This window comes from Cereibacter azotoformans, from assembly GCF_021391315.1.
Taxonomy (GTDB): Bacteria; Pseudomonadota; Alphaproteobacteria; order Rhodobacterales; family Rhodobacteraceae; genus Cereibacter_A; species Cereibacter_A azotoformans.
Genome location: NZ_CP090023.1, coordinates 243521 through 269060, shown reverse-complemented (window position 1 = coordinate 269060; position 25540 = coordinate 243521). Strand labels below are relative to the sequence as shown.

Below are 25540 nucleotides of genomic sequence, written 5' to 3'. Positions count from 1 at the left end.
CAGGGTGTCGACGCTGTTTGCTCTGATCTCGGCCCTCGGACTGGAACTGGTTCTGGGCGAGAAGGGAAAGATTGCCCCCGCGCCTTCGGTTCAGGACATCTTCTGATGGGACGGCCGCCGGTTGTCAGGCGCCTTGATGTCCGCATCAACGGGCGGCTGGCAGGAGAGTATCGCTTCACTCCTGCAGGCGGGGTCAGCTTCGCCTACGATGCCGGCTGGCTGGCCTGGGAGTTCGCTTTCCCCATTTCGCGCCAGCTTCCGCTGAGGAGCGGCGCCCAGTCCGGTACCCATGTCAATGCCGTCTTCGAAAACCTGCTGCCGGATAACCCGGACCTGCGCCGCAGGATCGCCGAGCGTGCGGAGGCGCGCAGTGACCGACCCCATGATCTTCTGGCCGCCATCGGGCGCGACTGCATCGGAGCCATGCAGTTCCTTCCGCATGGCGCCGATCCTGGCGACCCTTTTCGGGTTGACGGTGTGCCCCAGGCGGAGGCGCAGATTGCGGCCGCCATCCGGGATCTGGCCGAGTGGCCCCTGGGCATCCGCGCGGAGGATCCCTTCCGCATCTCCTTGGCGGGGGCGCAGGAAAAGACCGCCTTTCTCTGGAAGGATGACACGTGGCTGAAGCCCGCCGGGCTGACACCCACCACGCATATCTTCAAGCGTCGGATGGGCATCGTTTCGCACGGCATCGACATGACCGACAGCGTCGAGAACGAATGGCTCTGCCTGAAGCTTGCCGCAGCTCTTGGTCTGCCGGTAAACGAGGCCAGGATCGAGACCTTCGAGGACCAGACCGTTCTGGTTGTCACCCGTTTCGACCGCACGCCCCGCGCGAAGGGCGGTATCCTGCGCCTGCCGCAGGAGGATTTCCTGCAGGCGCTTGGCTTCGAGTCCGGCCAGAAGTACCAGGAACATGGGGGGCCCGGGATGCAGGATGGTTTGCGCCTGCTGGAGGGCTCGAGCGAGCGCGCCGCCGATCAGCTTCTGTTCCTGAAGGCGCAGATCGTGAACTGGATACTTGCCGCCATCGATGGGCATGCCAAGAACTACTCCCTGTTCCTGGGGCCGGGTGGATTCAGGATGACCCCGCTCTACGATATCGTGAGCGCCGCGCCTGCCATGGCAAACGGCGCCTTCCGCAACAGGGAACTGCGTCTTGCCATGTCGGTTGGCCGACGTCGGCATTATCGGCTGGATCAGATCCGGCCGCGCCACTTCGAGGAGACATCCGACCGCGCCCGCGTACCCTCCGACATCCGGCGTCGTGCCTTCGTCGACCTCGTGGAAACAGGGCTGGCGGCATTCGAAGAGGTTGCCAATGCCCTCCCCGCGGGATTTCCGGATCGCGTGGCGGGGCCGATCATCGATCATGCCAGGGACCGCATGTCTCTTCTGACGGCCCGGTGCGGCGCCGGCTTGATCGAAGGCCCATAGGGGCAGTTCTTTTCGGAGCATCCGGTTCGCTGGGGGCTGTTGCTGCGCCCGCTTGACGACTGCCGGGTTCGAGGAGGTGGCATTTCTTCGGAGCCGGGGGGACTTGGCCCGGGCGGCCGCGGGACGGTGAACGGAGCGTCGGTTCTTCCGCCTGACCGGCGCGCTGACGGACGGACCGTCAGGCAAGTGTGCGTTTCCAGGGCATCCGGTCGGCCGTTCCATGACGTCCGGCCACCCCTTGTGAGGGATCTGCATCCGGGTTGCAGACCTCCGTCCTGATGTTCTGGCGGGGATGAACCGATGATCGCCAACATCAGGGATCTCGTCGAACGGAACGACTTGCGCATTCTGGGATCCCTGAAGGCGGATCTGCATGGTCGGTTGCGATAAACCGGATGGCAAGGGACGTGGATACCGACGCCCCATGCGGAGGACCAGCCTGACCGTGTTGTGGAATTTCCACGTCCTTCACGCCTCAGGACATGACGGCCCTGTATCAGCATGGGTGCGATCCTGCCACTGCTGGAACTGCCCGGCGCGCAACCTGTAGCGCATGAAGTTTCCCTCATGCAGGCCTTCGATTTCCTTCATGGCCATCTTCACGAATGCACCCCGGTCACCTTCCGGAACATGTACCGGTGTCAGCGCGATGAGAGCGGCGTCATCAGGTTCAATGCCCTCGGTGACTATCCGATGCACCAGATCAAAGAGATCGGCGCGCCATGCGATCCGGAAAGCGTCGGGTACAACCATGGACTTCGAGATTGCAGCATATCTCTGGCAGGATCTGTCATAGGCCGCCAGGTAGACGTCCTGAATCAAGTCGGTCTTTCCCGTTTCGTAAAATGCTTGCATTCCCTTCAGGTAAAGATCCTCAGGCATGTCGATGAAGGACAGGGGAGAGAGGTTCGCCTTGATCAGGGGAATGTTGGATCCCAGCCGTGACACCCGCTTGTTCACATCCTCGAACGGCTGGAGGTAGGGGATATGCACGAGCAGGAAGAAAGAGGCCTCGAAGGGGTCGCTTATCTCTCTGGCCGTTGCCAGAACCCGGTTAAAGCAATCGTCGATCCTCTGCGGGACCGCCGTTGGAGTATAAACACTGCCCGTAATGTCTACCGGTCGGCGTCTCAGCCGGCCCACTGCCTCTTCATCCCTCAGCCCGTCTGCGAGGAGAGCGTGCAGGTTCAGGAATGTGCGGCGATCAATTCCGACATGGTCAGGCTCCTCGGCAATCATTTCGATTGCGGCCTTGTGGTTGAGGATCATGACGGCTTCGATACGATCGGTGCCTTCCGCCAGTTTGCCCTCTTCAATGAGGCGCTTCGTATCAAGAAGCGTGTAGCGGTTACCTTCCAGCTTCGATGATGCCCAGGACAGGTCAATGAGAAGGCGACCGAGAACATCTCTCAGGTGTGTCCCCGCAGGGCGATCATCCGGTCCGGTGCGTCCCATGTCATGCAGTTGGGTGCGAATTTCATTTGACAGGTAAAAATCCTTGTTCGGAACATACTTGAAAAGCAGCTCATCGCGGTACGTCACCGGGGTGCGCTTGATAAGCGGCAAGGCAAGATAGGCCAGCTGTCTTTTCGCGGCTGCCGAAAGCGGAATGGCATCTTGCTCGTCCTTCCTTTCCGGATTTGAGGATCTGTATTTCGTGGCCGGGCCGGCACCATGGCGCGAGATCTGCCCGGCTTTGACAAGTTCCAGAACTGCACGCTGAAGGGAGCGGCGGTTCAGGGAGGGCTGTGATACTCGAAGTTTTTCTTGAATTTCAGTAAGGCTGACATCCGACTCCGCTTCCGAGAGGAACTTCAGAATAAGGTCCTTCAGATCCTTCATCGTGTTCTCCTTCAAAACGAGCCTTTCAACATATATGGGATGTCGCGATCCATGTCACGATCCATGTCGTGATCGGCGTCGCGACATCTGGCCCACGCGAAAAGATCAGGCTGATCTGCGCATTCCACGGCATCCGGTCATCCGTTCCACGAGCATCCGGCCGGCCCTTCCATGACGTCCGGCCACCCCTTGTGAGGGATCTGCAGGGCGTCTCTTCAGTGCCGATCGCGGTGCCGGCGGTCGACCTTCTGCTCGTGAACAAGGTCATCGGGGACCGTGATCTGGTAGCTCGGTCGAGTTTGCCGCCCGGGAGTGCGCGCACCGGGGTCATCCGGTCACGGATTCCGATAACATCCGGTCAGCCATTCCGATTTGATCCGGTCGCGGATTCCGGGGTGCCCGATCGCTCCGAGATCCTGCCGAAAGGCGCGCCGCCCCCAGGCGAGCAGATGCTGCTTCCTTCTCCTTTCAAAGTGGCATGAGCCTGGCCTTGTCGTTGGAGCCTTGAGACACGGCCGGACCTGGTTTCTGTCGGGGTAAGGGCCTGATCCTGCAGGGCAGGGGGGCCGGGGTCAGAAACCACCATTTCTGACAGTCTGTATGCGATAAGCGGTAACTGTTCTTGAGTTAGGCGGGTATGATCTGTTATGATCAGATATGAAGAAGGGTTTCCCCATGTCCAGACTGACCATCTCGATGCCCGACCAGATGAACGAGTGGGTCGAGGCGCAGATCGCGGCGGGCCGTTACGGTAACGTCAGCGAGTACTTCCGGGACCTGGTACGGCGTGACCAAGAGCGCAGGGAAGCGGCCGTTGCCGAGCTCCGGACCATGCTTGAGCGCGCGGACGCGAGCGGTGTCTCTGATCGCTCCTTCCCAGATATCCTGGAGGCGGCGCGCCGGGAGGCCCGACAAAAGGGTCTGCTTGGTGACGAAAATTGACTTCACGCGTGATGCCGAACGGGACCTGATCGACATCTTCCTCTACGGGATCGAACATTTCGGCCCGGTTCAGGCCGAGAGGTACACGAAGACGCTCAACGCCAAGATCGACATGGCGGCAGAGCATCCAGATTTTGGGGCTGACTACGGCTTCGTTATCAAGGGTGTTCGCAGGTACGAGGCTGTGTCCCACGCTATATACTACCGCTCTACAGGGGTAGGTATTCTCGTGCTGCGCGTCCTGCACGGCCGGATGGATCCGGCCCGTCATCTGGCTTGACCCCGATCCGTCGGGACCTGGAAAGCCTCGCACCCTGGATACCCCCAACTATGCCACGCGGGTCGTGCCCCTGGTCTGGGATCGGTGGACGCCGCTGGCCGTCGCACGCGGCGGGGGCTTGACCGTCTCGGACCCTGTCTCATCGCCGCCATGGCGACGATCGTCATCCTGCCGCCCTTCCTGAGCGCCGCCACGGCGCTCGATATCCTGTCCGAGCTCGCAGGCTTGCTGGCGGTCGGAGCGGTGATGCGGCTGCGCGCCGATCCCGGCCTCGCCACGCTGGGAGGGATGGCCGCGTACCATCTTGCCGGGGTGAGTGCGTTTGCGCCGTGACCTTCAGCACCCAGGACCTGATCTGGGCCTCCGGACAATCCTCTGCCGCCAGATTCAGGCCAATACGGGCTTGTCAGACTGTTAAGCGCAGACTGCGCCAGTCGTGATTGTCCTGATGATGAGGGCGGGGGCGGCATTCCCGCCGCCCCCGCCACCAAATGAAATAATGACTTCTTTTAAAAAACCCTGACGCTCTTCTGATTCACGGAGCCCCCTGCATCTTCCTGCTTAGGGACAGGAAGAGCAGGTTAGTCCGGGTAATAAATACCGAACGGGCACCCTTCCAGGGCCTGTTTACGATGATGAAGTTTCAGGATGTGAGTCAATTAAACCATGGGGTCAGAGGTTTACGCCCTTGGGTGTACCGGCGGTAGGTTGCTGCGTAGCATCCCTCCGCCCAGCCTCGACCTTTCGGAGGCAGCGGCGGCGCCCAGATGCGGATAGCCTTCAGGGGAGGCGGAATGGCAGGCTTGCAACGGACATCCCTGGCCGAGGTTCTCATCCTCTCGCCGGGCACGTCCCTCGCCGCCCCGGTGTCATTCCTTCATTCTTCGGCCTTGAGCAGAAGCGCCACATGATCGGCTGTAAACTTGAACCCCTGGCCGTCCGGGATGCGTTCGGCCGAAATCGGATATCTGGGCCTCCGGGGATCGATGCCCGCGACCCGGAATCGCTCGCGCCCCGTTGAGAATTCGCGACCATAGTCATCGGGCAACAGCCCATATTCCTCGGCCAGCGCCTCGAACAGAATGCGCTCCGGATTCAGCGCCGTGCCGTCCGCCAGCGGGATCGAGACGCGGATGCCGAACTCGAAGTTCCAGCGCAGGTTCATCGCCTTCACCCCGAGGCTCTCCGCAAGGAGGCCGTGCTTCTGGGCTACCTGGCAGCAAGCCTCCAGCATGTCCGCCTCGATCCTCCGGCACAGGCCAGGGGTCAGGTTTCTGGGAGGAGAAACTTTCGACATGTTCGACTCGCCTGTTTTCGGTGGCGTATCCGAAATCCGGAGATTCTGCATCCCGTGCCTGCCGCGTCGGAGGATGGAGGCCGGTGTCGGGGCGGCATCGGCAAAGAAAATCCGGATCTTCTCAGGATCCGCCCCGGGCTGTTGTTGTGCCGGCCGATCTTTCTTCCAATCGTTTCGTTCCTGCAGCGGCGAGGGGTGTGGTGAGCCAGGGATCCGATATGGCACGTTTCCGCTCCGGCCATGCGAGCCGATCGACCTGGCCCCTTGGTGGAAGTGCAGCTTCGCGGGAACTGTCAGCGGATCGGAGATCCCGTGGATCATTTCCAGATCCGGTAATAGGCGGTTCACGATGTCTGCGGACCTTATCGGGCCGGAGCCGAGCATCCCCATCTGGATTTTCCATCTTGACAGCCGATTCGGGCGCCGTCAGAATCTCGGCATGTCGAACCAGCACGCCCACCACTCGATACGCTGATCTTCCGATTTCGGGAGGCGGCACGGGTGTGCGGCGGGGTCTTATAAGCCCTTAGCGCCAGATCAGCGTAGCGACCGGGTTCGAGTCCCGGGCCTCCTACCAATCCGCATCAGCTTGACCGTGGACCCAGGTGGTGGCCGTGCCTCTTTTCGACGACGATCTCGATGAAACCGGGAGTGCCGAAGAGCTTCCCCCGACGCCAGCCGGCTTCCGGCGCGAGTGGGCGCAGCTGCGGGACATGGACGCCTCGATGCATCACAATGAGGCGCAGAGGTGGTCGTTCCTGAAGCGGCCGTCCAGTCTCGAGACCTACAGCTTCCTTTTCAAGCGCGCCTGCGGGGAGCCTCATGAGGTCGTCAGGAGACGGCTGCGTGAACTGCAGAATGCCGATCCGCTGTGGGTGGGCCTCGCCTCCGAGGTACGCGCGCGGCTCATGCTGCAGGCCGGCGATCTTTCGCAAGGAGAGGGGGATTGCGGAACCGCATCCGCCGAGGTCACGAACGGCAGCGTGCCGGCGGGCCATATCCTGTTGCATGCCGCTCCGGCAAAAGTCGGGGAGGACCGGCGCGGCCGGGACGCCCTGCGAGAGGCGCTGGCCAAGCCCAAGAGGCTTGCTGGACCGAGAACGCCGGACGAGGTGGACAGGCTCTTTGCCGCCCTCTTTGCGGAAGGCCCCTGGCTCCGGAAGCCGCTCGCATGGGCCTGGCAGAGGGCGCTCGACAGTCTCGATGAATGTGGATGGTTTCGCCTGCCGCCGCTGTTGCTGCTCGGACCTCCCGGCTGCGGCAAGACCCGGATGGCCGAGCGGCTGGCCGAATTGGCGGGCCTGCCCCGGTCGCGTCTGGAGGGCGCCAGCATGACGGCGAGCTTTCCGATCGGGGGGAGTGATTTCCAGTGGAATTCCTCCCATCCGGGTGAGGCTGTGAGGCTCATCCACGAGAGCGACGTGGCAAATCCGCTCGTGATCTTCGATGAGGTCGAAAAGGGGCAGACGAGTTCCTCCGGCGGCGATCCTCGCCAGGCCCTCCTGCCTTTTCTGCAGCGCTCCACCGCGGCAAGCTACCGTTGCCCCTACCTGCAGGCGCCTGTCGATCTCAGCCACGTCACCTGGATCCTCACGGCCAACAGCCTCGAGGGGCTCAGCGCGCCGCTTCTCGACCGCGTGACACTCTTTCCCGTGGGCTATCCCACGGGCTCCGATCTCGAGCGCCTCGTCATCCGCGTGCTGGACGGGCTGGAGGTGGACGAGCGCGTGGTGGCGCGGCTCACGGCCGAGATCGAGAACGGGCGGCTGACGCTCCGCGGGCTCGATCGTCTGAAAAACGATTTCCGGGCGCTCGGGCGCCGGCCGATGCTGCATTGAAAGGGCAGATGATGATGGACAGGGTATCGGATGTGGCGCGCGACGAACCTGAAGACCGCAGCACCCTTTGTGGCCTTCCGGTCAGCCGCTTTGTTACCCGGGAAGGCACGCATCAGCGAACAGGTTCGGGAAAAGGCGCTCCCGGTAGTCGAGAGGAAAAGCGAGCCGCACGGGCGTCTTCGGTGAGGCTGATGACAGGTAGCCGGCTGATGTCAGCTTGCTCAGCGTGTTGCGCGCCGTGCGCTCGGACGTCTTGAGGACGATCTGCGCCTCGCCGCGTTCCAGCGTGCCATAGCGAAGGACCGCCGAGATGAGGTCGGGCGCACGCTTGTCGTCGACCGTGTCTTCGACCAGACGCCGGTAGCGCTTTTCCAGGCCGCCAAGGTCGAAGAGCTTGGCCGAGAAGATGATCTGATCCAGCGTGACCTTCAGGAACCATTCGCAATAGGTCTTCAGGGCGGTCTCGGACAGATTGCCCCGCCCGTCGCGATCGCCGCGACGGGGGGAGTCGGCCATGTTCATCATGCGCTTGTATTCGCCCCGATCCGCCAGCCCGCGCGCCAGCCCGCGCGAAACGGACCATAAGCCTTGGCCTCCAATGCCTGCTTCGAGCGCCATCGCATGCGACATCAGCCGGCTGACCCGCCCGTTCCCGTCGGGAAACGGGTGTATGTAGTTTAGCCGGTGGTGTGCCGAGGCGATGGCGATGATCCGTCCGCTCGCCGAGCGGGCCGCGATCTGAAATCGCTTGTCGAAGTGATCCATGAAGGCCGCGACCCGACTCGAGGAGGGGGGCAGATGGCGGCCGACGGCGACTTCGCGGTCGCCCTCCTGCCGCATGCGGCCCGGAATGATCGGCTCGGTCGTTCCATCCGGATGTTCGACATGCCGGAACTCGTCAGGCATCTCGTCGTAGAAGGCCTTGTGTACCCAGGTGAGGAACGCGACGGATGTGGGCCGGAGCAAGGTGCCTTCCCGATGCATCCTGTCGAGTGTTCGCTGGACGATGACATGGGCTCGAGCCTCCAGCGCAAGCGGGCGTGTCTCCGCCTCAAGCTCGGCCCCCGCGAGGGCGCGTTCGATGTCGCGCGGGCGCGTGTTGTGCCCCTCGATCAGGTTCGAGTAGTAGCAGTTCATCACCCTGACGAGGTCCGCCAGTTCGGCTGCGCTGTCCGGGTGGAGACCCTGGCCGAGGTTCGCCGCGTCGCGCTGAATCTCGACCGACAGGTCCGCGAGGCTGGCAGGTATGTGCTCTTCAAAGAAGCATGGTTCAATCCTGCCGGGTGTCTCTCGCATTTCTTGCCGACCTTGTGGCTGCGGAACTTCTGGATATTGTTAGAGTTTTTCGCCGTGAAGTCCAAGAATTTGCCGATGTGATGTGCCGATTGTTGATGCCGAGGCCCTGCATCCGGATGTGGCGCATCGGAGCGTCAAGAATGGCCGAAGCTTTTGCCGACCTGATCTCTGAAGATCGCGGCCGCAGCCTCGACCCGTCGCATGGATCGGACTGATGATCGACCGCGAGCAAGCCCGGCGCACCACCCGGTGCGCATCCCGTCGCGCCTGCGCGCTGTTCCAGAGCCTCGGCAGCCTCGACCGGATCGATCGCCAGCGCTCGGCGCTGATCACCGCGCCCGCTCGCCATTGCGCTTGAACCAATGGCGCAGTCTGCCCGATCAGGGGGATCGGGCCGGATGAAGCGTGCGCGGCCGGGTGCGGAAGCTCAGCGCCCTCAGGCCTGCCGCCAGACCGGGAACAAGGTGCCAGGCCCGGAGGAGATCGCCGGGCCGGAGGGCGAGGCCGGTTGCGAGTTCGCACAGGCTCTCGCGCTCCGCCAGGGGGCGGGGCTGGCCGCCCTCGTGTTCGCGGATGGCAGCCCGCTCGCGGAAGCGCTCGAAGAGGTCCACCGGATCCGGGGGCGGGGCCCCGGAAGTGCCAACCCCTCCGGTCGGGGTCAGGCAGGCCCAGGCGAGCCCTGCGAGCAGGTCCTCGAGGCGCTCTCTTGCCGGAGCCTCGGAAAGCCGGGCCTCGATCGCGCCGGGGGTGAGGAGGCTTTCGGGGGCGAGAGCCAGCGCCTGGGCAAACCGTGTTTCCACCAGGGCATCCCGGAGGCCGCCGGGGACGGAGCGGGAGGTCAGGAGATGCAGGAAGGCGGCGCGGCGCAGGACGGTGGGCCTGCGCAGGTCGGCGGCGGGGGACGGGGCGCCGCGCAGGTCCTGGGCCGCCATGCCGCCCGCCGGCCCCTCTTCCAGCCAGTCCGCCTCGAGCGCCTTCACCCCGGCCAGAAGCCGGGCGAGGTCCGGCGCGATCTTCAGCGTGGCGCCGTGCAGCGCCAGCGCCGCCGCCGCTTCGGGCTCGAAGGTTTCGTAGACCTCGGCCAGGGCCCGGACAAAATCCTGCGCCGCCGCCTCGCAGGCGGAGGGGGCTCCGCCCGCAGGCTCCGGCCCGAACAGGCTTTGCAGCCAGGCAGCATCCTCCCGTCCGGTCGAGAGATCGCAGGAGGCCCGCGCTCCGGCTTCGGCCAGGCCGGCCTCGCCCTGCCCGAAGAGTTGGATTTCGATCTGCAAAAGATCCTCGGCCAGGGCCTCGCTTTGGGCGCTCAGGGCGAGGACGGGCGCCAACGGGTCGTGGATCTCTCCTGCGAGCCATGCCCCGATCGCCGCGGAGGAGGTCCCGGCGGGTGGCGGAAGCCGGGCGGCAAGGAGGGCGTGCGGCCGGGGCGCGCAGTCCGGCGCCGGGGGCGCGAAGAGCGGGAAGGCCTGGTGGCGGCCCTGCGGTTCCGGCCGCGGCGGAGGATCCGCGACCGGCCGGGGTCGCCGGCCCGCCTCGCCCGCCGGCGCGACCGGGACCGCGGTCCCGAGCCGCTGGGCCAGGCGTGCGAAGCCCTGCAGCATGTCCGGGTTGAGCATCACTCCTCCTCCGGGCCGTCGGCGTCGTCCTCGTCGGTCCCGGGCCAGGAGAGGATGCCGGGTTTCAGGACATAGCAGCGCACCGGCTGCGCATGATCCGGCAGGCGGACCTTCTTCTGCAAGCGCCCCGCCTCGCCCGGATCGAGGAGGCCCGACTGCTGCAGGATTCTCGCGACCTTTTCGGGGTCGAGTCCCTTGCAGATCTCGCCGCGCCAGACCTCGGGCAGGACATTGTATTCCACGCCTTCCGCGACCGGCTTGCGGTATCCCGCCCGGTTCGAGACCGGCCGTTCGAATGCCTCAGGATCGTGCTCTGCCTTTCGGGGCCGGATCTCCTCGAATCGCGCAGCGCCATGCAGGCTGATGAATCGCTGGACGGTGCGGATCGCCTCGACATGCTCGCGGGAATGTTCCGGGTTCGCCTGGCTGGCGAGCCAGTCGCGGAAGCAGCGGTCTGCCGCCCTGAGCGCCTCGCCGGTCGGCCAGGGCAGCACGCCGAAGGAGATCGCCAGTTCGCCCGCCCCGGCAATCAGCCCGAACCGGGCCGCGGCACGCTGCACCTGCCGGGAGGCGCCCGGGGGACAGGCCTGCGCGACGAACTCCTTGATGAGCGGGCCGACGAGGTTCGAGGCCTCGTCCGGCTCGTCCGTCAGCCGCGTGAGGAAGGCACGGGCGGCATGGCCGTAATGCTGGCCCCCCATGTGGTGCAGATGCAGCGCCAGCTCCCGGCTGCTCTCGAAGCCATGCAGTTCCTCGAAGACCCCCAGGCCCGCCCCGGCATCGGACGGGATGTCGAGCAGGCGGACGGCATGGCCCGCCATGGCGCGCCCGCCCCTGGGGCTGTCGGCGATCGCCTGGGCGACGGTTTTCTCGCCGGTCGAGAGCAGCAGGCACTTCCAGGAGGTCGAGTCCTTCAGCCTTCCGTCGGTGTCGGCGCGGTTCTTGCCGGAGCCGTTATGGTGCATGTAGACGATGGGGCCGAGGAGGGCGGGGTCCGCCTGACCGATCTCGTCGAGGACGAGCAACGTGTCGTTCGTCGCGACGGCCGCCCCCTCATGCCCGCTTTCCGATCCCTGCCAGCTGCGGATATAGCCCGCCCGCCCGCCGCCCCAGACGCTGCCGGCCATTTCCGCGAGCGTCGTCTTGCCGTCACCCATGCTGCCCACGAAATGCACTCCTCCGGCTTCCTGGCCGAGCGGCCGGAGCAGGGGGCCTGCGAAAGCTGCGGAGAGGGCGAAAGCCAGGCGCGAGTTGCCGATCGCGAGCGCCGCGGTCTTCCGCCAGGTCTCGATGCAGCCCGAAACGGCGTAGCGATGGTCGATCTCGCCCAGGTCACAGATCACCTCGTCCGGCCCGAAGGAGATCCCGGGCAGGGCGAAGGTCTCTCCGACCCAGCCGGGCATGCGGGTCTGGGTGATGCGAAGGTCGGGGGTCGATACGAGCAGATATTCCATGAGCAGTTCGCAGCTCTTCCGCGTGGGCACGAAGGTCAGGCCATGGGACATCAGGCGCTTGAAGACCTCGGTGCCGCCTCCCGCCAGGCTCTGCGCCGGGATGACGAGCCGCTTGGGATGGCCGTCGGGATCCTCGAACGCCACAAGGCGGCCCCAGTCCCGGGTTTGCGGGTCGCGGCTGTAGCCCACGATCCGCAGCGGGCCGCAGACCCAGACCAGCTCCTCGACGGTTTCCTTCGCTTTCTTGTCGTAGGTCTGTACGACCTTCCAGACGCCGTCCTCATCGAGAATGAAGGTGGCCTGCGGCAGGCCGGAGGGGACGGCCGGCAGGGGGGACACCGCAGGCTCGGCGGCGGACAGTTCGATCTCCTGCAGGAGGTGCCGGCTCGCCGCGAGGGCGGCCTGAAGCCGCTCGGCCGTCCAGCCGTCGGCCGCGGCATCGGCCAGGTCATAGCCTTGGGGGACCGCGTCGGGGGAGCGGTGCTGCTCCCTGTCGCCCTGCCAGGAGATCCGGGCGATCTCCGAAAGATCCAGGATGCGGATCCGGGCGGCCCCCGCCTCCCGGAGACGGGCGGCCACCGTCTCGGCAAACTTCCGGCCGGGCTCGTCGAGATCCGGAACGATGAGGCAGTTCCGGCCGCGCAGGGGCGCCCAGTCGGTTTGCGCGGCAGCGTTGGCGCCGTTCATCGGCGTCGTCGCGACCCCGTCGGGAAAGAGGTCGGCGGCCTCCTCGGCCGCCTTCTCGCCCTCGGTGATGACGATCCAGGCGTCACTCTCCTGCGTGGCGGCGATCCGGTGGAGGTTGTAGAGCGGGCGCGGCGCCTCGAGGCCCTTCCAGCGCCATTCGAGGGTTCCGTCCGGCTGGCGCCAGAGCGAGAGCGGCAGGATCTCCTTGCCGGGCTTGGCCGCGCCCTCGCGGGCCGGCCGGTCGAAGCGGCAGATCACGACGAGCGGCTCGCCTTGCGCGTCGACATAGGTCCAGCTCCGCGAGGGAGATCCCAGTCTGGCATGGTCCGGCCTGGGCGGTGCCCCGGCGGGGATGGGCGTGACGAGCGTGGCCTCGACCGGGGGCATCGCGTTCATGGGGTCACCCCCAGGTCTTCGGCGAGCGTCTTCGCGGCCTGAAGCTGGGGCAGGCCGCGAAGGTAGGCGTAGAGCGAGACCGGATCGCCCCCGGCGTCGCCGGTTGCGAAATCCGCCCATTTTCCGGTGCGCAGGTTGATCTTGAAGCTGCCGGCCCGCCGATCGGCGCGCGTCGGGTTCTGGGCCACGAATTCAGCGCCCATGCGCCGGCCGCCGGGGATCCAGCGCGGGCAGAGCCCGTCCAGACGCGGGAGTGCTGCGGCATTGACGCGGGCGATGATGCTGTGCGGGTCGGGGAGCCCGGTCCGCGGGGGGTGGAGTTTCTTTCGGGTCACGGCACAAGTCCTTGGGGCCGCGGGCGCGGATCTTGCGCGACGCGGGGAGGTGTGCGAAACTCAATGGAGGAAATACGCGAACAAGTTTTTCCGCCAATCGCCCGGTGCATGATGCCAGTCATGCGCCGGGATGATCCCGTCTCGCTTTCGGATCACGGACATGGTCGCGAATCGCCGGCAAAATCGCAAGCCGGGGTGACGTCATCCCTGTGGAAAACCCTCCCTCGCCCCGGAGAACCGGCGCCCGCCCCTGGGGCGAGAGTTGTGCGGGCTGTTCCCGGGAAAGGCCGCGGCCGTTGCGGTATTCGCTCCGGAAAAAGGGTTTTGCTGCAAATGGTTGAGGATGTTCTCACCGGTCCCGGGGACGCGGCAGCCTCTCCTGTCTCCTCCGTTCGGTGGTTGCCTCCAGCGAAAAGGAAAAACTTTCCCTTTCCGATCGGGAACGGAGGGAAATCGGGAACGGAGGGAACAGGATCCGGAGTCCGGCCGTAGGGTCTCGATCCGCCGATAGCCTGTGCGGGTCCGTGCCCGTCAGGAACTGGCCGGCATCCCCGCCCTGTTCCGGTTGCGGCGCCACACGGAAATGTTGAGAGCCAGCGCGAAGGTGCCCCAGGCAAGATAGGGAACCATCATTCCTGCGGCGAGCGCATCCAGCCTGGCGAAGGCCACCGTGGTCGCAAGGACCGACATCCAGAGCAGCGCAATGATCACCGCCCCTGCCAGGATCCGGTGCTGCCCGAAGAAGACCGCGGACCAGAGCGTGCTGATGGTGATCTGCAGCCCCCAGAGCGCCAGTGCCGGATCGTTGTCGGCTTGCAGGGCGATGCGCGCCGCAGCCAACGACATCAGCGTGTAGAGCGTGGCCCAGATCACGGGAAACAGCCGGTTCGGCGGCGTCCAGTCCGGCTTGTCGAGGTCGCGGTACCATGGTCCCGGCTTGAACAGGATGCCCGCCGCCGCCGGGACGGCACAGGTGGCCAGGAAAATCGCAAACAGGGTCATGACCGAACCTCGAACCGTGGGATGCCACCGGGTAGTCGGTCACCAAAGGCAGGACAAGACCGGAAAGAGAACAGGTGGCGGGGTCATCTCGTCCGGGCCGAGATCACGAGGGGGCTGCATCGACTTCGGGGGTGCCGAGGAGGCTGGCACTCCTGTCGGGGTGCCCACGCCGAGCGCCAGACCGGGGAGGGACGCCAGGCCCACGGCCCTTGGGATCGCCATATCGAGACGTGTCGCGGCTCCGATGGATCCGCCCCTGCGGCGATATTCCGTCTTCTCAGGCCGCATCGCCCGGTTTGCCATGGCTTGGAACCGGGACCGCCTGCTACTGTCCCGAAGCCCTGCCCCGAAGCCCTGCATCGAGGTCTGTCATGCCTGAGAGTGGCATTCAGCTTGAGGTCTTCCCGACCTGTCTGCACCTGCGGCGGATCGATTGCGCGCGCAACATGCGGCGCTTCTACCGGATGGCGGTTCAGCGGGACCTTTTCGGCGGCGTGAGCCTCGTGCGGACATGGGGCAGGATCGGGACGCGCGGCCGGCAGTTGATCGAGCTTCATGAAGACGAGGGCCGGGCGATCACGGCCCTCATGAAGCTTGCCGAGGAGAAGCGGCGGCGCGGATACGAGCCGTGAGGGGCAGACACGGTCCCCGCCGGGCTGCAGCGGCTCAAGGTTCGCTCATGGCGCTGGCTGAGCCGACGCGGACACCGTGAGCCTTTTTGGATGTGACGGCTTTCTGTGCCGGGCTGGTCCTCTGCCCCGAGAGGATCCCGCCCGGTCTATGGCTGAAGCAGGTCCGAGCCCACGGCGAGCCGCTGTCGGGAAGTCGTTGCGGTCGCTATCCAGCGAAATCCCATTGCTTCCTGTGGAAGGCCGGTGGGGGCCGGCCTTGGCTTCCAGGGCTCTGCCTGCGGGGCCTCCCGAGACGGCATGGATCAGAAGCAATCCTCGCGGCGCACGATGATATGCTGAACGATTGTCGTTCCGGCCCTGTACCGATGCTCGACCTGCGCCCCGAGTTCGAGTGCGGCGCGCAGCTCGGTGGCCCGGCAGTTCTGCCGGATGGCGTCCGACCGTGTGGGCAGGATTTTCCGGTCGGTGGTGTCATACATGTAGATCAGCGCCCGCTTCTGCGCCTCGACCTCGATCAGGTTGGTCGTCGGATTGATGACGACCGGCTGGCCCGCCGGCATGGAGAGGCTCTTCAGCAGCCGCTGCAGGCGATCGGTGGTGACCGAATGCAGGGCGGTCAGATAGGTGGCGCTCAATCCGAGCATCGCCAGGCATCCCAGCGAAACATACCAGCTGTTCCGCAGGGATCTGGTTGCGATGATGAAGAGAAGCAGGAGTACTGCAAGAAAGACCAGCAGGACGATGGCAGGTCCGAGAAAGATCATGAATATCGGCTTCCGGGTTGGGACGGCACGCGGGCTCTGTGGGCTCCTGCCTGTTCCTGGGATCAGAAGCTCCAGCCTACGCCGACCCCGGCGCCTGTCTTGCCGCTGGCATGGCTGAGCGCGCCCCGCAGCGTGACACCGTTGCTCAGGATGGCCGTTCCTCCCAAAGCCATGGCCGCCTGCCCGTCGAAGTTGCCGAGACCTATGCCGAAGGCATGGTTGCTGCCGGCGAGGGGGGACGGCAGCTGTGACATTGCCATGCTCATGGCAACGCCTGCTCCCACCTCCTGCAGGCCCTCATTCAGCTGCCTGACGTTCACGGCGTCATCTTCGTTTATGCCGTCGGCGACCCCGGAGAGGCGGGCGGGTGCGCCGCCGGACCCGGAAAGACGGGCGCCTCTGTCTGTCAGGGTCAGTCTGGTTTCGCCTCCTTGCAGCGTGGCCTCGCGTATGGCTGTGACCTTCGTGGTTCCGGCGCTGCTGGCGGTAATCCCGTTTTCGCCCTGGGCAAGGGCTGCGGTGCTGTCCGTCAATTGCATGCGGCCCGCCCCCGTGCTGGCCTGAACGCCCGAAGAGTCCAGGGTGAAGCTGGAGCTTGCGTTGTTCATCGCGACCTTGCCGACGACCTCGACGTCGTTCAGCTTGCTGCTTCCGGTGGCTTCCAGTTGTCCGAAGGAAAATCGCGAAGGCAGCGTCAACCCGCCGTCTATGGTCAGGTTGCCTGTGACGTGCAGGTCCTCGGCGAGGATGCTTTCAGAGGCGAGATCGACGAAGCTGGCGGCGCCGGTGACCGCCAACGGGCCGAGTACGTCGACGTCGGCCAGGGTGCTGTTTCCCGAGACGGTGAGGGTGTCGAGCCGGGAGGTGCCGTCCACGGTCAGGGATCCGGTCGAGGTCGTTCCGGTGACGCTGGCGCTCCCGAAGTGCCCGGTGCCGCTCACGGCCATGTCTGACCCGAAGCTGGCGGTATCACGCACGTCCATGGGGCCGTTGACATTGAGCGTCGTCTGGACGGTTGCGGTCTGCATCTGGGCGTCGGTGAACGTGCTTTGGCCGGTCACGTCCAGCGCGCCGGCCACCGCGGCATTTCCTCGAATGGCCGCATCCTGCAATGTGCTGTTTGCCGAGACGGTGAGGGTGTCAAGCCGGGAGGCGCCATCCACGGTCAGGGAGCCGGTCGAAGTCGTTCCGGTGACGCTGGCGCTCCCGAAGTGCCCGGCGCCGCTCACGACCATGTCCGATCCGAAACTGGCGGTGCCACGCACGCCCATGGGGCCGTTGACATTGAGCCCCTTCTGAACGGTTGCGCTCTGCATCTGTGTATCGGCGAACGTGCTTTGGCCGGTCACGTTCAGCGCGCCGGCCACCGCGGCATTTCCTCGGATGGCCGCAGCCTGCAAGGTGCTGCTGCCCGAGACGGTGAGGCTGTCGAGCTCGGAGGCGCCGCTGACTGACAGGGAGGTTGCGGCAGTGTCGCCAAGAACGCTTGGTCCGGCGACATTGAGGGCTCCATCGATTGTTGCCGCGGAAATGCTGCCGGCTCTCAGGTGTCCCGTGACATTTACATCCCCGGTAATGGTCATGTCGGCCCGAGCCATGCCAGCCACGAGCAACAAGAAGGTGGTGCTCGCGAGGTATCCAAGGGTGGTTCGCAAGTTCCGGGCGCAGCGCGTGGGGTCCTGTTCTGGAATTCCCTGAGAATGGGGGGGCACTGATACGACTGTCATACTCAAGCTCCAGAGGTCGGGCGGCGATTGTTGGGGTTGCCGTCCCTTTGTTGGTACCGGAACGCACATCGGTTAATCCTGCTCTCGTGCGAACCTGTTGAAGCTAGTGCTTTTTTGCGCCTGAAATTGGAATATGTCTTAGGGTTAGGGGTAAAATAACTTTCGAGTCCGGCGGGCCGGTTGGTTCCCGGTTTTATCAAAACGCGACTCTTTGGAATAATATCTCCGGCGGCGGGAAAAGACATGGGGGCCCCGGAGATAACTTGGAGCGGGATGAGGCGGCTTTTTCAGATCCTTGAGAGCCTCAACCCGCCGGGGCTGAAGGAGATCAGCCGCCCTTCCGCGACCCCATGCCGCGAGCGAGACAGGCGGCCTGATCGGCCCGCAGGTGTGCCCGCCTCGTCGCAGCCGGGTTCGGGTTCCTCAAGCGCAAGCTCCGGCAGGGCGGTCCGGATCAGGCGAGGTCCGGACTTCCGGTTCCTTGCGGCCCCGCATCTCGTCCGTCCAGGCCCAGGCGAGGCACCGGCTGAAATCTCCCGTCCAGAGAGCGGCTTCGAAGGGGAAGGCGGGTTCGATCCGGTCCGCGATCCAGGGCGGCTCCGGCGGCTGGCCGGGATCCGTGACCAGGGGAAGGAGCGAGGTGTCATGCAAAGCGCGCCACAGGTTGCGCGCCGATCCGGGGTCCAGCGCCACGCCGGTGGTGAGGATGGGGAGCGGGTGTCGGGAACTGGCCCACAGGGTGGCCACGAGGTTCTGTCCTTGCGCCGCGGCACTCAGGGTCCACTTGCCATTATCGAAGGGCAGGACGGGATATCTGCCGGCAAGTGCTGCCGTCAGCAGCTTCTGGCAGACCGTCACGACGTCTTCCGTCACCATGCTGCGCAACGGCTGCGCGGTGTGGCCGGTCATGAGCGTGACGTGATGGAGGGAGGAGATCATACGGTCATCCTGGGGCAGGTGGTGATGGGGTGAGGCTTCAGGGATCTGGCCTGAAGCGGGTATCGGCATCTGATCGGTCATAGGGACAAGGCGGCGCGAGACTTGGCACCTCGCCCGGAGGCCCCAGCCTTTTTCCCGTTGTGACGGGTTGCTTTCGCATCGGACGCTGCTCCCTTTCGTCATTTCACATTGAACATAAGGCGGGAGCTGGGGGAGCAGGGATTGACCTCAGGAGGGGGGAGAGGTCACGTCGCCCCGCCCCGGGAAGGGGCTGGCGAAGGCACCTCCATGAGGTGCGTCAGGAAGGATATTTGTATGGGTTTGGTAATGCCTGTGGTCGCCTACGTGTCCGGCCGGGGAGCTGATGCGGAAAATCCCGGTACGGCCTACAACATTCACAAGAGGGCATTCCTGGATCGCGCGCGTGACGCCATTCAGCAGTTTTACTCTCATGTGAAGGATATGGAGGCCGCGAGCGGCTCTCCTGGTTGCGTCGTCATGCGGCGGGCCTATGACGGGCCGGACCTGGTCTTCGAGACCGACCGTGGGACACGGCCAGGGCTGGCGGGCCTGCTTCGGCTCTGTACCATCCTCGCCACCCAGCCTTCCGACCTCTGCCGGGACCGGGAGGACCGAGCCATCGGAGAGGTCATGGTCTTCCGCGACCTGGTTGCAGACATGTCCCCGGTCTTTTTTGTGCCGGGGTTTGAGATCGAAGGCTACGGCGACGGTTTCAGGAAGAAGAACCCCGATCTTCATGCCACCGGCCTGTCGCTGATGGAGATGATATGGTCGAAGAAGTATCGGAAACTCAAGGAAGAGCGGTACTTCGACTTCGTGTCCGAGGTCATGCAATACACCATGGACATTCGTTGGCGCAGTCAGGAGAGTGCGAGGCGGACCTAGAACCCGCCGTCGCTGGGGGCATTCCGGCGGGATGCCCACGCGATTGCCACACGGCATGAGGGCCTCCCATCCGCCTTGCCGTCGAGTTTGCCGCCGCAGCATCGATGACGGACATTCCTGCGGGTATGCATCAGGTCACCGACGGCGGGCCGATGCTTTCAAAAGATAGTCCCGGAATGCGTGGATGGGTGAGCTACCCCGTCTCGGGATGGGAGTGCGGGTGCGGCAGCCCTGCCTTTTGATGCTTGAGGTCCGAGAGCCGCACGCTTCTGCGCACTTTCCGAATGCCCTGTCTCAGAGCACTGTCCGGTTTTGCCGGAGGCGGTTGAGAGAGTGTGATGGAGAGAGCCGGCGTACCGCCTGTGAAGGGCACCCGTTCTGCCCGGCGGACCGACGGGTTGGAGACGGGCCGAAGCATGGAAGCCACGCCATTCATCCAGTTGGTGCCCGATGAGGAGGCGAAGACACCCCTGGCCGCTTTCGTCCGACGCCATGTGCCGCTTCCCGGATCGGATGGAGATGTTCCCTGCTGGCTGGCCGGGCACGGGCGGCTGGCGGTGACGCGGGCGCGCCTGTTGCTTCTGCAGGGATCCGGCGACCCGTCAGATCCCGGTCAGGATCTGCTGGATTTCGTTCGCCATGTCCTGCATCGGATGACGGTTCCTGCCGAAACTGCCCTGGAATGGTTCCGGGATCAGCCGGCGAACCGGCTTCCCTATCTCGCCCTTCATGAGTGCGAGCGCCATGCGCTCTCGGTTCTCGCGGCCACAGGCTTGTTGACGAGATCCGATGCGATGGTCATGTCCGCTCTGGAGCAGGGGTTTCGGGAAGAGGTGCTGGCGGTTCTCGGAAAGATCGTCAGTCGTCATCAGGACGAGAGGGCGCGGTTGGGGCATCCTGCCTGAACATGCTCCGGCCGGACCGGCATGATGCCGGCTCTCGCATGATGATCGGAAGCGTCCACCCCATCGGTGGATGGCATGAAGCAGCGCCCGGCCATGGCCGTGTCGCTGCCTGTCCTCGCATGTCCAGACCTGTCGGTGGCTGTCGCTCACGGCCTCAATATCACATGTCCGGGTCGTTCTGGTGTCGGGTGAAGTCGAACCAGGTCCAGGCCAGGGCGCGACTGAAGCCGGTGGTCCATGTGAGGGTATGGGCGTGATCCATGGCCGCGGGCTCAAGACGGTCGGCGATCCAGGGCGTGCGCGGGGGCCGGACCGGATCGGTCTGCAGTGGCAGGGGAGTGTCGTGCAGCCGGTCCCAGAGACCTTGGCCCTCGCGGGCGCGGAGAGCCACGCCCAAGGTCAGAATGGGCGCGCGCTGCGGCCAGGGTCCCGCCCAGAGAGTGGCGAAGAGATTCTGTTCTTCGGCATGTGCGGTCAAAAGCCAGCGGTTGTCCTCGAACGGCAGAGCGGGCCGGCCACCGAGGAGGGCGGCCACGAGCGGTTCGGTGCAGAGGGCGACGCTGTATTCGGGCACCATGCCGCGATGATGCCGCGTGAGTTGTCCGGTGAGGAGCGAGACCTGGCGCATGACGAGTCTCACCGGCTTTCCCTTCTCTTCATGGCGGATCTTCCAGGCATGTATGGTGTCGCGGAAGCGAGCGGGACCGGCGGATGCGGGATTTTTCGGCGGACGATGATTGCAGGCCGCCCATCCTGGATTGTCCAGTCATCGCGGGGAGAGCGGAAAGGTTTCCAGGCAGCTGTGCCTTATTCAGCTCGAAGAGCACGCGCGTCTCGGCCTGATCTTTCCTGACGTAGGAGAGGTCGTCGAGGAGTGAGCCGGATCAGCGGGCCTTCCAGTGGAAGGACCGCCCGGCGAACAGGTCGAAGCGGGCCGCTTGACTTCCACATTGCTCAGTCCTCTCCGGCATAGACCCCCTGAAGTTCTCCGAGCTTCAGGCGCAGCCGCTTGGCCATGAGGTCGTCACGGCCACCGCGCGATGCCAACCGGCTCAACTGGTCGACCGCCCAGGCCGTGGCATTGATCCGCCGGCTGGCGGCCATGAGGTGGGTGATCGCCTCGTCGATATCGAGCGGGCTTGCCTCGTAGCCGCGGCCCGCGAGCAGGTGCCGGATGGCATGCAATGCGACCTCAGCGGCGAAGGCGGGCTCCTTGACGACGAAATCCCGCGCCGCGCGGATCAGGGTTGCGGGCGCTGCCTCGTCGTCGGCGGCGCAATCGAGCGCGATGTCGAGGTACCTGGCCGTCTTGGCCGCGGCAAACCATTTGCCTCTGCGCCCGTGCAACGCGATCAGATCCTCCAGCAGCGTCCGCGCGTCGCGGTCGGGGTAGCGCTTCACCAGATCGCGCCACATGGCGAGCCAGGTGTTGCCGGCTGCCGTGGGCAGGCCAAAGCGACGATAGGCTTCGTCTCCGCGGCCCTGCCGCATCAGGATCGCCTCGCAGAAGCGCGAGATCTCGTGGCAACCCCAGGGCTGCCGGTCGCTCTCCAGCAGGGATGCGGCACGGGCGAGCGCCGCGTCCTCCTGCCCCTGACGGAGCAGCGCCTTGGCGGCAAACTTCTCGTCGAACCACAGACGAGACTTCTTCACCGCCAGGAGCGCCAGCAGCTCGTCATGGCGTCCCGCCTCGAGCAGGCAGGACAATGTGAGCGTGGCGGTCGTGACGTGGGAGAAGTGCTCCCAGTCCGACCAGGCCGCGCGGATCAGGTCGAGGTCGCGATCGGCATGCAGGGTCATCAGCGCCGGATAGGCGGCGATCTCGCCGAAACGGTCGGCAATCGGGGCAAGGTAGTCGACGCCATCGTCAAGGATTGTCTGGCGCAGCCGCTCCAGCCAACCCGCCCGCGTCGGCTCGTCGGCCGGAGCCGCGATCAGGACGGGGACCAGGTCCGCCAGCGTCCGGCCCACCGCACCGCCCAGGGAGCCCGAGGAGGTGTCGATATGCTCGAAGGCCGGCCAGATCCGCTCGGCCAGCGCCACCACGCCTTCGGCAGCAAGAACGGGATCGGCACGGTTGACCGCCCGGATTTCGGAACTGGCCGCTTTCAGCCGTTCCACGGCCTTCGCCGAGCCGCGCCAGCCGAAGGCGCCGGCCCGCATGCCCGGCTTGAAGGCCCATTTGTGGGACGGCACGCGCGCCATGGCCCTACCTGCTTCGCGGTCTGCTGCGCGCCATCCAGTCTGCTCCCGCATAGCTGAGGGCGTGAATGATAACCTTCGCGCGGCGCATCATCCACCGTGAAGACGATGACCGCCTTCCGCCCGGCGGGAAGCGCGCGCAGGCCGGGTGCGATCTCGTCGCGAAGGCTGCTCTTGTGCGGCGTCTGCGCCAGGTCGGCAGTCGCCGCTTCGATTTCGGCCCGCCGACGCGCGCCGACCTGCGGTCCGGCGAAGTCGATGATCCAGCGCAGGATGGCATCGAGGTCATCCGCGACGGCCGGATGGAACCGGACGCGGTAGCTCACGCCTCGCGCGCCGCCTGAACCCGCGCTCGGGCGGCGGCAAAGGCCTCATCGACTCCGACGTCAGCCGAGCGCGGCGTCTGCAGGCGGCCCGGACTGCGCATTCCACTGCATCCGGCCGTCCGTTCCAAGAGCATCCGGCCACCCTTGTGAGGGGCCTGCGGACAAGGGCGCTGGTGGCGCGGAGGGTTGTCCACGGGAGGGACCCGCGCGCTCGGCGCCGCGCCCGGGCGTGCAAAGATGTAGCGGGCGATCACTTCGGTTCTGGAGGGCGTCAGTCGTCCCTGTCCACCGAAGGAGGCCAGTAGTCGGTCGGGCAGGAGAGGGGCTCACCGCCCAGGAGGGCAAGTTTTCCCGGATCGCGCCAGGTACGGTCGAGGACCTCGGCGATTTCGGTGGGATCTTCCCTGAGCAGCCAGTTTGCGAATTCTGCGGGCGTCAAATCATGAAAGAGGTTCTGGTGCCGGCTGCCCGGCAGGTGCCAGGCCGCGAGAGCCAGAAAGGCCGCTGCGCGACGCAGGTCGCTTGCTGCGAACAACGGAGCCACAAGACGAATGCCGGACTGCTCCTCGAGCCGGCAGGCGACCTCGAGGGCCCAGCCGCCGAAGGGCCGCAGGCCGGTGGATCGGGTCTCACGCGTGGCTGCGGAGGGCGGCTTGTATTCCATGATCACCTGGTGGACCTTCCCGTGACGCCTTGCCCGAGCTTGGTGACAACTTGTCGCACAGTGGAGGAAGGGAAGAAATATCGTCGTGGTGTATCAGAGCCTGACATAAGGCATACAGATGCACTTTTTGACCGTTCCTGAGGCTGGCGCTGGGAGAGGGCAGGGAGATGCCGCGCGCCCGATGCGCCGACGGAAAGGCAAAAGGCGCGCCTGCCGGGCGATTCTGACGGCCGCAAGCTCGAGCACCATGCCGCTGCAGATTCGGGCAGCCTGCTGGCTTGTTACGCCTTTGGGCGGTCTGCATACCTCGAAAATATATATCCTAAAGAGACAGTTAAGGCATCGCAAGACAGGTTCGCGATCGGGGCTGAATCTGGAATCCTTCCGGCATTGAGTCCTGCGTTTTCGCGAAAACCTGTTCATGTTTCCCGGCTTTGATCGCTGGGGCAGAAGCCGGAGGTGACGTCCACTCGGGCCTGATTGGGAGCATCCATTTCGTCCCTTCCCCTTTTTCGGGGGCGTCGATCTCCCGGCCAGATTCTTCCGGTGCCGATCCGCGTTTCTTCAGCCATTCGTCTCAAAGGAGTTCGTCATGACGACGTGCCATGATTTCCGTTGCCGACTTGACCGCGCCCTGTCGCCCGATGTGCCTGACTGCTGGGTCCTGCCTGCCCTGGTGCGGCTTGAGGCGGCCGCCGACCGCCGCCTGATCGGGCCGCTGTCGGTGGCAGAAGATGACCGTCGCTCCGCCGTTTTTGCGGTTCTGGCGGCCCTCGGGAGCGAGGGAGGCATCTCGGCCCATCTGGCCGAGCTGGCGCCGGACGAGTTCGTGGACTGGCTGTTGTCGACCCCTCCGGAGAGGATCCTCACGGCCCTTCATGGCGAGGTGCCCGGGCTCGCGGCGGTCATTGCCCGCACCGGCGGCGATCCGCTCGAGGATCCCGAAGACTATCTCCGCCTTGCCGCTCTGCTCTGTGGAGAAGATCCACGGGCGCGGTTGCAGGCAGAATGTCTTGGGCAGGCGGACCATGTCAGTTCCAGGTTGCTGCGGATCCTTGCCCGCCTGCGCGACCCCTACCTGCGGCCGGACGTGGTCTCCGCCATCCGGTCTCCCGAGGTCGCGGACCGGATCGAACGGATCACGGAGTTCCTGTTGCAGTCCTGTTCGGGTCTTGCGGAGGATGAGATCGCGCGGTCGCTGGCCTCGGGGGCGCTGTTCAATCTTCACGACTGGACGAACCGGATGCTGCTCTGGTGGGGCGATGATCTTTGCGATCTGGCCGATGACGAGGATTTTCGGTTTTTCCGTACGTCGGACGATTTCGGCGCCGGCGCCGACCGTCATGGGACTGACCTGGCCACCCCCTCCTCCGGCAAGATCCTGAATGCCGCCCTGGGTGTTGCCGCCTATGCGGAATGGAGGCATGCGCCGGTGCTTGTGGAGCTGGTCCGGATGAACGACGGGGCCGAGACTTTCTGGGTCTGCCAGGATCTCCAGGGTCCTGACGGGGCCGGGCTTTCGGATCGGCTTGAGCAAGAAATCCGGCGGCGGCTCCGGCGGCGCGGTATCCTGTCGCTGGCCTTCACCCACCGGCCGGGCATTGCCTTTGATGTGGTGGAGCGACTGGCCCATGTCGAGCCCGTGCATGTCCTGCGCGTTCATGAAGCGGGTTGAGGCGCGCGGGTGATCTTCAGAAGAGGGCGAGTGCGAAGAGGACCAGCAAAAGCAGCAGGCCAAGTCCCGAGGAAATCACCACCCAGAAACCCACGGGGATCTTGCGGTTCTCCTCCGCCTGCTGGTCAAGGGCATGCGCGACGGCTTTCAGGTCGATCCCATGTATCGAGGAGGATTGATCGGGCATTTCCTCGGTCTCTGCAGCCTTTGGAAGATACATGCACTACCACTCTCTGCGGCAATTCAGGGTTGAAACATGGATAATCTAAGGCCATGGGCTAGCATCGCCTAGCTGTCTTTGGTTTTGTCTTTCGGTATTGTTCATATCCTTAAGAGAGAAATCTTCAGCAATTGCCTGCCCCCTTTCCGCTAAGTCCAGTG

The 25540-nt window shown here is 65.1% G+C and carries 25 protein-coding genes; 10 read left to right on the top strand and 15 right to left on the bottom strand.

All coding sequences use genetic code 11. The features are described 5' to 3' along the window. Positions 1-105 precede the first annotated feature (105 nt). On the top strand, positions 106-1437 hold the full coding sequence (locus LV780_RS20685) for a HipA domain-containing protein (RefSeq protein ID WP_011910866.1): 1332 nt from the start codon (positions 106-108) through the stop codon (positions 1435-1437). A gap of 468 nt (positions 1438-1905) precedes the next feature. On the opposite strand, the gene LV780_RS20680 is transcribed toward LV780_RS20685, so the two are convergent. Beyond that, on the bottom strand, positions 1906-3279 hold the full coding sequence (locus LV780_RS20680; protein WP_233864266.1) for a Fic family protein: 1374 nt from the start codon (positions 3277-3279) through the stop codon (positions 1906-1908). 675 nt (positions 3280-3954) lie between these two features. Between LV780_RS20680 and LV780_RS20675 the strand changes: the two genes are divergently transcribed. The 3 genes from LV780_RS20675 to LV780_RS20665 all read left to right on the top strand — a co-directional run bounded on the left by LV780_RS20675 (position 3955) and on the right by LV780_RS20665 (position 4834). Next, on the top strand, positions 3955-4221 hold the full coding sequence (locus LV780_RS20675; protein WP_011910869.1) for a type II toxin-antitoxin system ParD family antitoxin: 267 nt from the start codon (positions 3955-3957) through the stop codon (positions 4219-4221). Beyond that, positions 4208-4501 carry a type II toxin-antitoxin system RelE/ParE family toxin gene (locus tag LV780_RS20670; RefSeq protein WP_011910870.1) on the top strand — a complete coding sequence of 98 codons (294 nt, stop codon included), beginning with the start codon at positions 4208-4210 and terminating at the stop codon, positions 4499-4501. Before LV780_RS20675 ends, LV780_RS20670 begins: the two co-directional genes overlap by 14 nt. A 150-nt stretch (positions 4502-4651) precedes the next feature. Beyond that, a complete protein-coding gene (locus tag LV780_RS20665) occupies positions 4652-4834 on the top strand; it encodes a hypothetical protein (RefSeq protein ID WP_044249733.1) in 183 nt (60 codons plus the stop codon). 544 nt (positions 4835-5378) lie between these two features. Here the strand turns inward: LV780_RS20665 and LV780_RS20660 are convergent. Further along, positions 5379-6188, bottom strand: a complete 810-nt coding sequence (locus LV780_RS20660; RefSeq protein ID WP_233864264.1) for a hypothetical protein — start codon at positions 6186-6188, stop codon at positions 5379-5381. Between the two features lie 224 nt (positions 6189-6412). Here LV780_RS20660 and LV780_RS20655 point away from each other — a divergent pair, with 224 nt between their 5' ends. Beyond that, a complete protein-coding gene (locus LV780_RS20655) occupies positions 6413-7636 on the top strand; it encodes an AAA family ATPase (RefSeq protein WP_011910873.1) in 1224 nt (407 codons plus the stop codon). 93 nt (positions 7637-7729) lie between these two features. Here LV780_RS20655 and LV780_RS20650 read toward each other — a convergent pair whose 3' ends face one another. Next, positions 7730-8932, bottom strand: coding sequence for a Fic family protein (locus tag LV780_RS20650; RefSeq protein ID WP_117345263.1), 1203 nt, complete (start codon positions 8930-8932; stop codon positions 7730-7732). A 214-nt stretch (positions 8933-9146) separates the two neighbouring features. On the opposite strand from LV780_RS20650, the gene LV780_RS20645 reads away from it, so the two are divergent. Next, complete coding sequence (locus tag LV780_RS20645) at positions 9147-9290, top strand: hypothetical protein (RefSeq protein ID WP_181969655.1); 144 nt, start codon at positions 9147-9149, stop codon at positions 9288-9290. 22 nt (positions 9291-9312) lie between these two features. On the opposite strand, the gene LV780_RS20640 is transcribed toward LV780_RS20645, so the two are convergent. The 4 genes from LV780_RS20640 to tspO all read right to left on the bottom strand — a co-directional run bounded on the left by LV780_RS20640 (position 9313) and on the right by tspO (position 14419). Beyond that, positions 9313-10545 carry a hypothetical protein gene (locus LV780_RS20640; protein ID WP_117345261.1) on the bottom strand — a complete coding sequence of 411 codons (1233 nt, stop codon included), beginning with the start codon at positions 10543-10545 and terminating at the stop codon, positions 9313-9315. Next, positions 10545-13082, bottom strand: coding sequence for a DUF927 domain-containing protein (locus LV780_RS20635; protein WP_101339557.1), 2538 nt, complete (start codon positions 13080-13082; stop codon positions 10545-10547). The genes LV780_RS20640 and LV780_RS20635 overlap by 1 nt, the downstream gene beginning before the upstream one ends. Then, complete coding sequence (locus tag LV780_RS20630) at positions 13079-13417, bottom strand: hypothetical protein (RefSeq protein WP_011910878.1); 339 nt, start codon at positions 13415-13417, stop codon at positions 13079-13081. Before LV780_RS20630 ends, LV780_RS20635 begins: the two co-directional genes overlap by 4 nt. A 531-nt stretch (positions 13418-13948) precedes the next feature. Next, positions 13949-14419 (bottom strand): tryptophan-rich sensory protein TspO, encoded by a 471-nt coding sequence (gene tspO / locus LV780_RS20625; RefSeq protein WP_011910879.1) that lies wholly within the window; start codon positions 14417-14419, stop codon positions 13949-13951. A 371-nt stretch (positions 14420-14790) separates the two neighbouring features. Here tspO and LV780_RS20620 point away from each other — a divergent pair, with 371 nt between their 5' ends. After that, positions 14791-15051, top strand: coding sequence for a WGR domain-containing protein (locus tag LV780_RS20620; protein ID WP_011910880.1), 261 nt, complete (start codon positions 14791-14793; stop codon positions 15049-15051). A gap of 302 nt (positions 15052-15353) precedes the next feature. Here the strand turns inward: LV780_RS20620 and LV780_RS20615 are convergent, their stop codons facing one another. From LV780_RS20615 to LV780_RS20605, 3 genes are all read right to left on the bottom strand, one after another. Next, entirely contained in the window at positions 15354-15815 is a 462-nt protein-coding gene (locus LV780_RS20615; protein WP_011910881.1) for a hypothetical protein, read from the bottom strand. 62 nt (positions 15816-15877) lie between these two features. Next, positions 15878-17413, bottom strand: a complete 1536-nt coding sequence (locus LV780_RS20610; protein WP_233864263.1) for a YadA C-terminal domain-containing protein — start codon at positions 17411-17413, stop codon at positions 15878-15880. A 552-nt stretch (positions 17414-17965) separates the two neighbouring features. Beyond that, entirely contained in the window at positions 17966-18481 is a 516-nt protein-coding gene (locus LV780_RS20605; protein WP_117345259.1) for a hypothetical protein, read from the bottom strand. Between the two features lie 315 nt (positions 18482-18796). Between LV780_RS20605 and LV780_RS20600 the strand changes: the two genes are divergently transcribed. Together LV780_RS20600 and LV780_RS20595 are read left to right on the top strand one after the other, a co-directional pair. Continuing rightward, positions 18797-19387 (top strand): hypothetical protein, encoded by a 591-nt coding sequence (locus LV780_RS20600; RefSeq protein ID WP_233864262.1) that lies wholly within the window; start codon positions 18797-18799, stop codon positions 19385-19387. 416 nt (positions 19388-19803) lie between these two features. After that, entirely contained in the window at positions 19804-20292 is a 489-nt protein-coding gene (locus LV780_RS20595) for a hypothetical protein (protein WP_044249825.1), read from the top strand. A 160-nt stretch (positions 20293-20452) separates the two neighbouring features. Here the strand turns inward: LV780_RS20595 and LV780_RS20590 are convergent, their stop codons facing one another. The 4 genes from LV780_RS20590 to LV780_RS20575 all read right to left on the bottom strand — a co-directional run bounded on the left by LV780_RS20590 (position 20453) and on the right by LV780_RS20575 (position 23484). Beyond that, the gene (locus LV780_RS20590) at positions 20453-20932 is read right to left on the bottom strand and encodes a hypothetical protein (protein ID WP_233864260.1); all 480 of its coding nucleotides are present in this window, start codon (positions 20930-20932) and stop codon (positions 20453-20455) included. A 314-nt stretch (positions 20933-21246) separates the two neighbouring features. Beyond that, positions 21247-22497, bottom strand: coding sequence for a hypothetical protein (locus LV780_RS20585; protein WP_117345258.1), 1251 nt, complete (start codon positions 22495-22497; stop codon positions 21247-21249). Further along, on the bottom strand, positions 22401-22820 hold the full coding sequence (locus LV780_RS20580) for a type II toxin-antitoxin system RelE/ParE family toxin (protein WP_101339562.1): 420 nt from the start codon (positions 22818-22820) through the stop codon (positions 22401-22403). Before LV780_RS20580 ends, LV780_RS20585 begins: the two co-directional genes overlap by 97 nt. A gap of 271 nt (positions 22821-23091) precedes the next feature. Beyond that, positions 23092-23484: a hypothetical protein gene (locus LV780_RS20575; RefSeq protein ID WP_044249823.1), complete on the bottom strand. Its 393-nt coding sequence runs from the start codon at positions 23482-23484 to the stop codon at positions 23092-23094. 592 nt (positions 23485-24076) lie between these two features. Between LV780_RS20575 and LV780_RS20570 the strand changes: the two genes are divergently transcribed. Next, the gene (locus tag LV780_RS20570) at positions 24077-25159 is read left to right on the top strand and encodes an RNA methyltransferase (RefSeq protein ID WP_011910890.1); all 1083 of its coding nucleotides are present in this window, start codon (positions 24077-24079) and stop codon (positions 25157-25159) included. A 16-nt stretch (positions 25160-25175) separates the two neighbouring features. Here LV780_RS20570 and LV780_RS20565 read toward each other — a convergent pair whose 3' ends face one another. Beyond that, positions 25176-25379, bottom strand: coding sequence for a hypothetical protein (locus LV780_RS20565; RefSeq protein WP_101339564.1), 204 nt, complete (start codon positions 25377-25379; stop codon positions 25176-25178). Between the last annotated feature and the right edge of the window lie 161 nt (positions 25380-25540).